The sequence below is a fragment of the Nocardioides psychrotolerans genome, from assembly GCF_900113685.1.
Taxonomy (GTDB): Bacteria; Actinomycetota; Actinomycetes; order Propionibacteriales; family Nocardioidaceae; genus Nocardioides; species Nocardioides psychrotolerans.
In genome coordinates this window covers 1-11,153 of sequence record NZ_FOQG01000027.1, presented here as the reverse complement: position 1 = coordinate 11,153, position 11,153 = coordinate 1, and the positions used below count along the sequence as shown (strand labels likewise).

11 protein-coding genes and 1 pseudogene are annotated in these 11,153 nt (G+C 71.5%); all 12 read right to left on the bottom strand.

The window, feature by feature from the left end; genetic code table 11:
• Positions 1-321: 321 nt before the first annotated feature.
• The gene (locus BM204_RS23465; RefSeq protein WP_170259076.1) at positions 322-1,065 is read right to left on the bottom strand and encodes a DivIVA domain-containing protein; all 744 of its coding nucleotides are present in this window, start codon (positions 1,063-1,065) and stop codon (positions 322-324) included.
• 132 nt (positions 1,066-1,197) lie between these two features.
• Entirely contained in the window at positions 1,198-1,491 is a 294-nt protein-coding gene (locus BM204_RS20730; protein WP_091117352.1) for a YggT family protein, read from the bottom strand.
• Positions 1,492-1,497: 6 nt separating this feature from the next.
• Positions 1,498-1,998: a cell division protein SepF gene (locus BM204_RS20725; RefSeq protein ID WP_091117351.1), complete on the bottom strand. Its 501-nt coding sequence runs from the start codon at positions 1,996-1,998 to the stop codon at positions 1,498-1,500.
• A 61-nt stretch (positions 1,999-2,059) separates the two neighbouring features.
• Complete coding sequence (locus BM204_RS20720; protein WP_091117349.1) at positions 2,060-2,761, bottom strand: YggS family pyridoxal phosphate-dependent enzyme; 702 nt, start codon at positions 2,759-2,761, stop codon at positions 2,060-2,062.
• Positions 2,758-3,471: a purine nucleoside phosphorylase YfiH/LACC1 family protein gene (locus BM204_RS20715; RefSeq protein ID WP_091117348.1), complete on the bottom strand. Its 714-nt coding sequence runs from the start codon at positions 3,469-3,471 to the stop codon at positions 2,758-2,760. The genes BM204_RS20720 and BM204_RS20715 overlap by 4 nt, the downstream gene beginning before the upstream one ends.
• A 5-nt stretch (positions 3,472-3,476) precedes the next feature.
• Positions 3,477-4,712 (bottom strand): cell division protein FtsZ, encoded by a 1,236-nt coding sequence (gene ftsZ / locus BM204_RS20710; RefSeq protein WP_091117346.1) that lies wholly within the window; start codon positions 4,710-4,712, stop codon positions 3,477-3,479.
• Between the two features lie 233 nt (positions 4,713-4,945).
• Positions 4,946-5,701 carry a cell division protein FtsQ/DivIB gene (locus BM204_RS20705; RefSeq protein WP_091117345.1) on the bottom strand — a complete coding sequence of 252 codons (756 nt, stop codon included), beginning with the start codon at positions 5,699-5,701 and terminating at the stop codon, positions 4,946-4,948.
• A complete protein-coding gene (murC, locus tag BM204_RS20700; RefSeq protein ID WP_091117343.1) occupies positions 5,694-7,112 on the bottom strand; it encodes a UDP-N-acetylmuramate--L-alanine ligase in 1,419 nt (472 codons plus the stop codon). The genes BM204_RS20705 and murC overlap by 8 nt, the downstream gene beginning before the upstream one ends.
• The gene (murG, locus tag BM204_RS20695; protein WP_281290182.1) at positions 7,109-8,194 is read right to left on the bottom strand and encodes an undecaprenyldiphospho-muramoylpentapeptide beta-N-acetylglucosaminyltransferase; all 1,086 of its coding nucleotides are present in this window, start codon (positions 8,192-8,194) and stop codon (positions 7,109-7,111) included. The genes murC and murG overlap by 4 nt, the downstream gene beginning before the upstream one ends.
• 10 nt (positions 8,195-8,204) lie before the next feature.
• Entirely contained in the window at positions 8,205-9,437 is a 1,233-nt protein-coding gene (gene ftsW / locus BM204_RS20690; RefSeq protein WP_091117340.1) for a putative lipid II flippase FtsW, read from the bottom strand.
• Between the two features lie 27 nt (positions 9,438-9,464).
• The gene (gene murD / locus BM204_RS20685) at positions 9,465-10,985 is read right to left on the bottom strand and encodes a UDP-N-acetylmuramoyl-L-alanine--D-glutamate ligase (protein ID WP_091117338.1); all 1,521 of its coding nucleotides are present in this window, start codon (positions 10,983-10,985) and stop codon (positions 9,465-9,467) included.
• A pseudogene (locus tag BM204_RS20680) lies at positions 10,960-11,153 on the bottom strand (phospho-N-acetylmuramoyl-pentapeptide-transferase); the annotation flags it as partial. The pseudogene BM204_RS20680 and the gene murD, both read right to left, overlap by 26 nt.

The following is an 11,153-nucleotide window of genomic DNA, read 5'->3' as shown; positions in this document are numbered from 1 at the left end:
GCCGGTGCGGCCTTCTTCGCCGGTGCGGCCTTCTTCGCCGGAACGGCCTTCCTCGCCGGCGACTCCGTCGTGGCAGCGGCCTTGGCCGGGCGACGGGAGATCACCCTGCGTGCAGCGGACGCTGCCTGACCGGCCAACGACTTCCTGGTGCTTCGAGCCATGGAAAGGGCCTCCCTGGGACCGCAAGGACCCCGCGACAGGAGCCACGGGCTGCACGGAGGGTAGCCGGTGCGGGAAGGCGGCTCAAACCCGCCACACCGAGGACGTGCAGAACGGCCGGCCCCGAAGGACCGGCCGAACCTCACGCGGGGTGGGAGGGACTCAGCCCTCCTCCTCCCCGAGGATCGAGCGCAGGCGCTTGGGCGCCGGCGTCTCGTCGGTGGAGGGGGCAGCCGTCTCGGCCTGTCCCTGCAATGACTCGAGCTGCTGGGTGAAGTAGCTCTTGAGGCGCGAGCGGTACTCGCGCTCGAAGGAGCGGAGGTTCTCGACGTCGACGCTGAGCTTGTCGCGCTCCTTCTCGAGGTCACCGAAGAGCTGGGTGCGACGCTCGGCGGTCTCGGTGTCGAGCATCTGCGAGCGGGTGCGCGCGTCGGACTCGAGCCGGTCGGCCTTGCTCTTCGACTCCGCCTCGAGGCGCTCGGCCTTGGTGCGGGCCTCGCCCACGATCTTGTCGGCCTGGTTCTTGGCGTCCTCGACGAGCTCGTCAGCGTTGCGCGTGGCGATCTCGAGCAGGCGGGCAGCAGCGTTGGAGGCCTGCGGCACCGTCTGGACCCGGATGGTCTCGACGGGCACCTCGGGCGCGGCGACGGGCTCGGGCTTGGGAGCCGGCTCAGGAGCCTTCTCCGTGACGACCGGCTGGGACGCCGTCTCGGCGGGAGCAGACACGGGTGCGCCACTCTGCGCCGAGGCGAGCTTGGCGCGAAGGTCCTCGTTCTCCTTCGTCAACCGAGCGAGCTCGGTCTCCACCTCGTCGAGGAACTGGTCGACCTCGCCCATGTCGTAGCCCTCACGGAGCCGGACAGGCGTGAATCGCTTGTTGCTCACGTCCTCAGGCGTCAGCGGCATGACCTCACCCATTCATAAATTGATCGGTTGGAGCAGTACGTGTGTCCGTCGAACAATAGCGCCTGCGTGGGACTGGTGTGACGTCGCACCATGTGCGCAACCCCACCTGGCGCCTCGCACCCGACCCGGGGGTCAGGACAGGAAGACGACCCGGTTGACGTAGCGAAGCAGGTAAGCACAGATCATCACGATGATGAAGCTCAGGTCCAGCGCGAAGTTTCCGATGCGCAAGGGTGGGATCAGCCGGCGCAGGGCCTTGATCGGCGGGTCGGTGGCGGAGTAGACGACCTCCAGCACGACCAGCACGAAACCGCGCGGGCTCCAGGACCGGGCGAAGACCTGCACCCAGTCGACGATGAATCGGATCCAGAGCAGTCCGATGAACACCCAGAGGATGACATCGATGATCCGGCCAGCTATTTCCACGACGTCCTAGCTCTGATTGAAGAAGCCACCCTCGGCGATCCGCTGCTTGTCCTCGGCTGCGACCGTGACATTGGGCGGGGAGAGCAGGAACACCTTGTTGGTGACGCGCTCGATGGTGCCACGGGTGGCAAAGACGAGGCCAGCAGCGAAGTCGACGAGACGCTTGGCGTCCTGGTCGTCCATCTCCGAGAGGTTCATGATCACCGGGACTCCCTCGCGGAAGTTCTCGCCGACCGTGCGCGCCTCGTTGTAGGTGCGCGGGTGCAGCGTGGTGATGCGGGAGAGCTCAGCGACGACGCCGGTGGGGCCGGGCGCCACGGTGTGGCGACGGCGCTCCGAGAGGTCGGAGACGGGCGCGGGGCGCGGCTCGTGGGCCCGCGGCGAGCGCGCGGCAGCCACCGGCGTCGTCTCCTGGGTGTGGTAGTCGTCGCCGTCGTAGTCGTCGTAACGACCGGTGTCCTCGAGCAGGCCGAGGTATTCACCGATCCTGCGCATCGCACCGCTCATGACTGTTCCTCCGGAACTTCGCAGGCGCCCCTGTCGGGACGCACTTTCTCTGGTGTGGACACTACTTGACCTGGGGCCGTGATCCGAGGACCGCGGAGCCGACGCGCACGTGTGTCGCACCGGCCTGAACGGCCTGTTCGAGGTCGCCGCTCATGCCGGCCGACAACCAGGTCGCCTCCGGCGCCCGTGTGAGTACGTCGGCACGCATCGCGGCCAGCCGGGCGAAGGCGTCTGCCGGGTCGACCCCCACGGGCGCGACCGCCATGAGCCCCCTCAGGACCAGGTGATCGGCTCCGACGACGACCTCGACGAGATCGAGGAGCGCAGCCGGGTCGACCCCGGCCCGGTGCTCGGCCCCGGGCCCGTCCAGGCTGACCTGGACCAGCACCTCGACGTCACGACCACGCTCGGCCGCGCCCCGGTCGAGCCCGGCCACGAGCTTGACCCGGTCGACGGACTCCACGACGTCGGCGTAACGCGCCACGGCGGCCGCCTTGTTGCTCTGCAGGCCGCCGATGAAGTGCCAGCGCAGCCCGAGGTCGGCGCACTCGGCGGCCTTGGCCTCCGCCTCCTGGTGCCTGTTCTCGCCGACGTCGGTGACCCCGAGGTCGGCGAGGACCCGCACGTCGGAGGCGGGGAAGAACTTCGTGACCACGATGAGGTCCACCTCGCCGGGGTCACGGCTCGCTTCGCCGCAGGCCCGCGCCATGCGGTCGCGCACGGTCGCGAGGTTGGCGGCGAGCTCGTCCGCCCGGGCCGTCACGGTCGAATCCTGATCAGCCCGGCCTGACGCCCGGCGTGTCGCCCGTCGCGTCGGTAGGAGTAGAGATCGGGGCTCTCCCGTGTGCAGCGGGAGGCATCGACGACGCGCACGCCGTCGGCCTCGAGCTGGGAGCGGACGCCGGCACCCAGGTCGAGCGAGGGCGTGCCCCACGACGTGGTCGCGACGGCCGCAGGCACCAGGGCGCCCACCTCGACCTGCAGCTCCTCGGGCACCTCGTAGCAGGAGCCGCACACGTGCGGGCCGACCCAGGCCGTCAACGCCCGGGCGCCGAGCTCGCGCATCCGGGCCACGGTCGCCGGGACGACGGCGAGTGCCAGGCCGGGGCGGCCGGAGTGGACCGCACCCACGACCCCGGCGGACGGGTCGGCGAGCAGGACCGGGACGCAGTCGGCGGCCCGGACCAGCAGCGTGACGCCGGGCCGGTCTGTCACGATGCCGTCCGCGCGCGGACGGGCGTCGGGCGCGTCGGGGCCGACGACATTGCAGCCGTGCACCTGGTGCAGGTCGGCGAGGTCGTCGCCGGGAGCGAAGTCATCCATCACCCGGCGCAGGTTGGTCGCGCAGGAGCCCGGGTCGTCGTCGCCCTCGATCGCCAGGTTGAGCTCGTCGAACGGCGCAGCACTGACCCCGCCGAACCGGTCGGTGAACGACAGGTCGACGGGGTCCAGGGCTGCGCGGTAGGCGTACAAGCGGGCTACTTCAGGAAATCCGGGACGTCGAGCTCGTCGGCGTCGTAGTGGACCTGACGCGGGGCTGGCTTGGGGGTCGTCGGCGCAGGAGTCGTCGAGGCGTTCGTCGGCGTCGTGGTGGGCGGGGTCGCCGGGGTGCGTGCCCCGGCGAGCACCGACTGCTTCTCCTGCGGCCCGGCGCCCGCGTCGTCGCGTCGCGACGCGACCGCAGCGGCCGCGGCCCGGGTCTCGGCCTGGGTCTGGATCGGCTTGGAGTCGCGGCGCAGGGTCTGGCCCTCGTCGCGACGCTTGGGCGCGCCACCGTCGAAGCCGGCCGCGATGACCGTCACGCGGACCTCGTCACCGAGCGCGTCGTCGATCGTCGCGCCGAAGATGATGTTGGCCTCCGGGTGCACGGCCTCGGCCACGAGCCCCGCGGCCTCGTTGATCTCGAAGAGACCGAGGTCGGAGCCACCGGCGATCGAGAGCAGCACGCCGTGGGCGCCGTCGATGGAGGCCTCCAGCAGGGGGCTGGAGACGGCCATCTCGGCCGCGGCCACCGCTCGGTCCTCCCCGCGGGCCGAGCCGATGCCCATGAGGGCCGAGCCGGCGTTGGCCATGACCGACTTGACGTCGGCGAAGTCGAGGTTGATCAGTCCGGGGGTGGTGATCAGGTCGGTGATCCCGGAGACGCCCTGCAGCAGGACCTGGTCGGCCTGCTTGAAGGCGTCGAGCACCGAGACGTTGCGGTCGCTGATCGAGAGCAGCCGGTCGTTGGGGATGACGATGAGGGTGTCGACCTCCTCGCGGAGACCGGCGATGCCTTCCTCGGCCGACCCGGCGCGACGCTTGCCCTCGAAGGAGAACGGCCGGGTCACGACGCCGATGGTCAGCGCGCCCAGCGAGCGGGCGATGCGGGCCACGACGGGCGCGCCGCCGGTGCCGGTGCCGCCACCCTCGCCGGCGGTCACGAACACCATGTCGGCGCCCTTGATGACCTCCTCGATCTCGTCGGCGTGGTCCTCGGCGGCCTGGGCCCCGACGTCGGGGTTGGCGCCGGCGCCGAGGCCGCGCGTCAGCTCGCGACCGATGTCGAGCTTGACGTCGGCGTCGCTCATCAGCAACGCCTGGGCGTCGGTGTTGATCGCGATGAACTCGACGCCCTTGAGGCCGACCTCGATCATCCGGTTGACAGCGTTGACGCCGCCGCCACCGATGCCCACGACCTTGATGATGGCCAGGTAGTTCTGTGCAGCTGCCACGGCGGCTTCACCTCTCGGGATAAGTGCTGGGGATTGTCGATGGGTGTGACGGGTCCGGCGGGGAAGAAGATCGGCGAGTCGAGAACTCTGACCCTCAACCTGAGGGTTATAGTTATGTCAACCTCGTCGTGACCATGACAGTAGGGAACGGCACGACCGAGGGCGCGCAGACACGCCGCAGCGACGGCAGTGAAGCTGATGCTTCGGACGTCGCGCCGACGAGCCGACGCGCGCTACCGGGTGGTGGTGGGCGTGCCCGGCACGCTGACGTCGTACGCACGTGCGTCCTGGCCCAGCAGCGCCTCGAGGACGGCTGCCTTCTCCTCGGACTGTGCCGCGCTCCCCCACCGCACCACCCGCTCGTCGCGCAGCACGAGGGTGATCTGGTCGACGGTCTCGACCTCGACGTGGTCGACCGTGGCCGCGAGGTCGTCGGGCAGGGCGCTGACGACCTCGGCGACCTCGCGCAGGGCATCCGCACTCGTCGACGACGTGGTCTGGACCCGCGGGAGCCCGGGCGGCGCCGGTTGGAAGGTCCCGAAGACGACCCCCGAGGCGTCGAGGCCGCGCAGCGACCCGGCGAGCTCGAGCAGGGCCACGGGCGTTCGCTCCACGACAGCCACCAGCACCCCGTGGGGCCACGCGCGGGAGACGTCGACCGACGCGACGTCGGCGAGCGAGCCGACCCGGCCACCGATGGCATCGATGTCAACGCGGGCCAGCGGCTCCCCGACCGGGACGCCGGCAGCCTCCAGGACCTGCTCGTCGCTGAGTCGCGAGTTGCCCGTGACCTCGACACCCTCGACGGCCAGGGCGTCGGAGAAGTAGACGGTGTAGACGCAGGCGATGCTCAGCGTCAGCAGTGCGACCAGCGCGACGACCGGCTTCCAGCGCAGCCAGCGCCGCGCCCACTGGCGACGGGCGAAGCGCCGGCGCGTCTGCTGCGTCGTGCGCTCCCCACCGTCGCGGGTGCGGGTCGCGCTAGCCATCGCCCGGCTCCAGCAGCGCCAGGATGCGCGGCCCGAGCGCGGTCACCGTCCCGGCACCCAGGGTGACCACCAGGTCGCCGGGACGGGCCCGGCGTACGACCTCGGCCGGGACGGCGTCGAAGTCGGGGACGAAGGCGACCTGACCGGCGGGGAGCGGCACGGCGTCGGCGACGAGCGCCCCCGTCACCGCCGGGTCGGCCTCCTCCCGGGCGAGGTAGACGTCCAGCACCACGACCTCGTCGGCGGCCCCGAGAGCCTCGCCCATGGCCTCGCCGAAGATCCGGGTGCGGGAGACCAGGTGGGGCTGGTAGGCCACCACGACACGCCCCTCGCCGACGACGGCACGCGCGGCGACGAGGTCGCCGGCTATCTCGGCGGGATGGTGGGCATAGGAGTCGTAGACACGGACTCCCCCGGCCTCACCCTTGCGCTCCATGCGGCGGCGGGTCCCGGTGAAGCCCTCGAGCCCGCGGCGCAGGTCCTCGAAGGGGCAGCCGAGGCGCAGGCCGGTGGCCAGCGCGGCAGCAGCATCCAGCACGTAGTGGCGACCGGGGATCTGGAGGGTGACACGGCCCAGCTCGACCCCACCGTCGATCACCGTGAACGAGGAGGTCGTGCCGACGAGCTCGAGATCGACCACCCGGACGTCGGCCCGGGGGTCCTCGCCCACGCTGACCACGCGCCTGCCCCGGGCAGCCGAGGTCGCAGCCAGCGCGGCGGCTCCCGGGTCGTCGAGGATGCAGACCAGGAAACCGTCGGGGTCGACCTTGCCGGCGAACTCGTCGAAGGCGGCCCTGTAGGCCTCCTCGGTGCCCCACTGGTCGAGGTGGTCGGCCTCGACGTTGGTGACGACCGAGGCGTAGGGCTCGTAGACCAGGAAGGCGCCGTCGCTCTCGTCGGCCTCGGCGACGAACAGCTCGCCGGCTCCCTCGGCGGCGTTGGCGCCGGTCTGGGCGAGGTCGCCGCCGATGGCATAGGTCGGGTCGGCGCCAGCGGCCTGCAGGGCCACGGTGAGCAGCGAGGTCGTGGTGGTCTTGCCGTGCGTGCCGGCCACAGCCAGCACCCGGCGCCCGGCCATGACCGAGGCCAGGGCCGCCGAACGGGGCAGCACGATGAGCCCCTGGCGCACGGCCTCGACGTATTCGGGGTTGTCCTCGTGGATCGCGGTGGAGACGACCACGGTGTCGACGCCGAAGACGTGCGCGGCGTCGTGGCCGAGGTCGACCCGAGCCCCCAGCGTGCGCAGCGCCTCCAGGGTCGGGCTGTCGGTGCCGTCGCTGCCGCTCACGCTGATGCCGCGCGCCAGCATGATGCGGGCGATGCCGGACAGCCCGGCTCCCCCGATGCCGACGAAGTGCACCCGCCCGAGGTGCTCGGCCGGCGTGATCACCGCGGGGATCGGCACCCTCACCGGCGGCCTCCCGCGGCGGTCTCGACCACGATGGCGGCCAGCTTCTCGTCGGCGTCGCGCGGGACGAGACCCGAGGCGGCCGCGCTCATCGCGGCCAGGCGACCGGCGTCGGTGGCGAGCCCGGGCACGGTGTCGGCGACCCAGTCGGGGGTGAGGTCGGCGTCGTCGACCAGCAGCGCTCCCCCGGCCTCGACGACCGCGCGGGCGTTGCGGGACTGCTCGCCGTTGCCGATCGGCAACGGCACGAAGATCGCGGGCACGCCCGTGGCCGCGGCCTCGATCACGCTGCTGGCGCCGGCGCGGCAGACCATGAGGTCGGCGGCGGCCAGCAGCAGGTCCATGCGGTCGACGAAGTCGAGGACGACGTACGGCGTGCCCGTCGCGGTCGGCGTGGCCTCGCCCTGGGGGCCTACGACGTGCAGGACCTGGACCCCGGCGCTGCCCAGTGCAGCGGAGGCGCCGGAAACGGCCTGGTTGAGCCGGCGGGCGCCCTGGGAGCCACCGGTGACGACGAGCGTGGGCAGGTCGGGGTCGAGGCCGAAGAAGGCACGGGCCTCCGCGCGCGACGCGGCGCGGTCGAGCCCGGAGATCATCTGGCGGATCGGGAGGCCGACGTACTCGGCCTTGGGCAGGTCGGTGTCGGGGAAGCTCACCGCGACCCGGGTCGCGACGCGGGCGCCGGCCTTGTTGGCCAGACCCGGCAGGGCGTTCTGCTCGTGGATGACCAGCGGCAGCTTGCGGCGGCGCGCGGCGAGGTAGGCGGGCATGGAGACGTAGCCGCCGTAGCCGACGATCACGTCGGGCTGGATCCGGTCGATGATCGCCAGGGTCTGCTTGACCGCTCCTCGCAACCGGCCGGGCACGCGCAGCAGGTCGGCGTTGGGCCGCCTCGGCAACGGCACCGGCGCGATCAGCTCGAGCGGGTAGCCGGCGGCTGGGACCACCTTGTTCTCCAGGCCTCGCGGCGTGCCGAGACAGGTGATCTCGACGGTCGGGTCGAGCCGACGCAGGGCATCGGCGGTCGCGAGCAGGGGGGACGTGTGGCCGGCGGTGCCACCACCGGCGAGGAGGACGCGCATCAGGCCAGTGTCCTCATCGGGCGGAGAGGCCGGCCGACCGGACCGACCTGCGCTGCGCCAGGGCGCGTGCGGCCTCGGGCTCGCGGCGGGCGAAACCGACCAGCAGGCCGATGGCGACGAGCGTCGGAACCAGGCTCGAGCCGCCGTAGGAGACGAGTGGGAGCGGGATGCCGATGACGGGCAGGAGGGCCAGCACCATACCGACGTTGATGATCATCTGGCCGATCAGCCACACGACGATGCCGAAGCTGCAGTAGCGCACGAAAGGGTCGGCGGTCTCGCGGGCGACGCGCAGCGCGGCATAGGCGATGGTGAGGAACAACCCGACGACCAGCAGGGTGCCGACCAGCCCGAGCTCCTCGCCGAGGACGGCGAAGATGAAGTCGGTGTGGGCCTCGGGCAGGTAGCCCCACTTCTGCTGGCTGGCGCCGATCCCCTGGCCGAAGGTCCCGCCGCTGGACAGGGCGTAGAGACCGTGGGCCGGCTGCCACCCGCTTCCCGTGAAGTCCTTGAACGGGTCGATGAAGGTGGTGATGCGCTCGAAGCGCTCCGCGTTGGTGGTGGCCATCGCGAAGACGCCGACGCCGACGATCAGCGTCGACATCACGAAGAACCGCATCGGGGCACCCACGACCCAGAGCATGCCGAGCAGGATCGCGAAGAGGATCAGGGCGGTGCCGAGGTCCTTGCCGAAGATCACCAGGCCGGTCGCGAGCAGCATGCCGGGCACGACGGGCACCACGATCTGGTGGAAGGAGTCGAGGCGTCGCTCCTTGTTGGCATAGATGTGGGCGGCCCAGATCACCAGGGCCAGCTTGGCGATCTCGGAGGGCTGGATCACCAGCGGCCCGATCGCGAGCCAGTTGGTGTTGCCGTTGCGCTCGACCCCGATGAAGGCGGTGAGGGTCAGCAGCACCAGCGAGACCGAGAATCCGACGTAGGCGAGGCCGCGGAGCAGGCGCAGCGGCAGCCGGCTGGCGAGGAACGCGGCGGGGACCCCGATGAGCACCCACATCAGCTGACGTCGCACGATCGTGAAGGAGTCGCCGGTGAACTGGTAGGAGCGCACGCTCGATGCGCTGAGCACCATGATCAGGCCGATGGTGAGCAGCAGGGCGGACGCACCGACGAGCAGGTAGTAGGACGTCAGCGGGCGGCCCAGCGCGTCGCGCAGGGCAGAGGTCCAGCCGGTCACCCGGCCCAGGCTCAGGCCCAGGCGGTCGTCCCCGGGGTGCGCGGTGGTCACGTCGCTCCCCTCTCGTGGCCGGTGGTGCTAGTGCTGGTCGTCGAGCCTGTCCCGGACTGCTGCGGCGAAGGCGTCGCCTCGTGTGGCATAGCTGGTGAACTGGTCCATCGAGGCGCATCCCGGTGCGAGGAGCACCGTGTCCCCGGTTTGTGCCATGTCGGCCGCCGCGTCCACGACACGCCCCATCAGGGCCCGTCCACTGTCGTCGGAGTCAGTCTCTCCGCCGTCGACGGCTAACATCTGGACATCCGGCGCGTGTCGCGAAAGCGCCTGCGCGATCACGTCGCGGTCGCGCCCGATGAGCACGACCCCCCGGAGCCGACCGCGGACAGCCTGCACGAGGTCGTCGAAGCGCGCCCCCTTGGCGAGCCCACCGGCCACCCAGACCACGGACTCGTAGGCCTGGAGCGAGGACATGGCCGCGTGGGGGTTGGTCGCCTTGGAGTCGTCGACCCACCCGATGCCGTCGCGCTCGGCGACCAGGGCGATGCGGTGGCCGTCGGGGCGGAAGGCCCGCAGCCCGTCGCGTACGGCGACCTGGTCCACCCCGTGCGCGCGGGCGAGGGCCGCGGCGGCGAGCGCGTTGGCCACGAAGTGCGGCGCGTCGGAGGCCAGGTCGGACACGGTGCACAGCTCGGCGGCCGTGCTGTCCCGCGACTCGACGAAGGCGCGGTCGGCGAGGATGTCCTCGACCAGCCCGACCATGCCGACCGATGGCATGCCGAGCGTGAAGCCGATGGCACGGGCGCCCTCGACGACGTCGGCCTCGCGGACCAGCGCCTCGGTGGCCGGGTCGGCGACGTTGTAGACGCACGCCCGCTGGGTGCGCTCGTAGATGCGGCCCTTGTCGGCGGTGTAGGCCTCCATGCCGGACGGGCCGGAGTACCAGTCGAGGTGGTCCTCTGCGATGTTGAGGACCGCGGAGGCCTGCGGGCTCATCGAGTCGGTGTAGTGCAGCTGGAAGCTGGAGAGCTCGACGGCGAGGACGTCGTAGGGCGTCGGGTCCATGACCGCCTCGACGATCGGCAGGCCGACGTTGCCGACGGGGGCGCTGCGCAGCCCGGCGGCGCGCAGGATCGAGTCGAGCATCTGCACGGTCGTGGTCTTGCCGTTGGTGCCGGTGACGCACAGCCACGGGGTGTCCTGCTCGGGGTGGCGCAGGCGCCAGGCCAGCTCGACCTCGCCCCACACAGGAATGCCGCGGGCGTGGGCCTGCGCGAGCAGCGGCGCGTCGGGGCGGAAGCCCGGCGAGGTGACGACCACGTCGACGTCGTCGGGAAGCGTGAGCGTCGCCCCGGTGTGCAGGTCGACGCGGGCGCCGAGCACCTCGAGGAGCTCGGCCTTCTCCAGCTCCTCGGCGTTGCGGGCGCCCTCGGCGAGCGCCGTGACGCTCGCACCCAGGTGGGTCAGGTTGTCGGCAGCGGCGAAGCCGGAGACACCGAAGCCGGCGACGACGGCCCTCACCCCGTCCCAGGCGTCGAGGCGACCGAGGGACGTGGGGTCGGGCCGGCTCACAGGCGGATCACAGGCGGGCGACCCATTCGGCATAGAAGACGCCCAGCCCGGTGGCCACGAAGAGGCCGGTGATGATCCAGAAGCGGATCACCACGGTGACCTGCTCCCAGCCGAGCATCTCGAAGTGGTGGTGGATGGGGGCAATCCGGAAGATCCGTCGTCCGGTGCCGGTCATCTTCTTGGTGGTCTTGAACCAGGTGA

Coding starts and splice junctions, on each gene's coding strand:
- BM204_RS23465 (WP_170259076.1), bottom strand. CDS start 1,065: ATGCCGCTGACGCCTGAGGACGTGAGCAACAAGCGATTCACGCCTGTC.
- BM204_RS20725 (WP_091117351.1), bottom strand. CDS start 1,998: ATGAGCGGTGCGATGCGCAGGATCGGTGAATACCTCGGCCTGCTCGAG.
- BM204_RS20705 (WP_091117345.1), bottom strand. CDS start 5,701: ATGGCTAGCGCGACCCGCACCCGCGACGGTGGGGAGCGCACGACGCAG.
- murD (WP_091117338.1), bottom strand. CDS start 10,985: ATGCCGAATGGGTCGCCCGCCTGTGATCCGCCTGTGAGCCGGCCCGAC.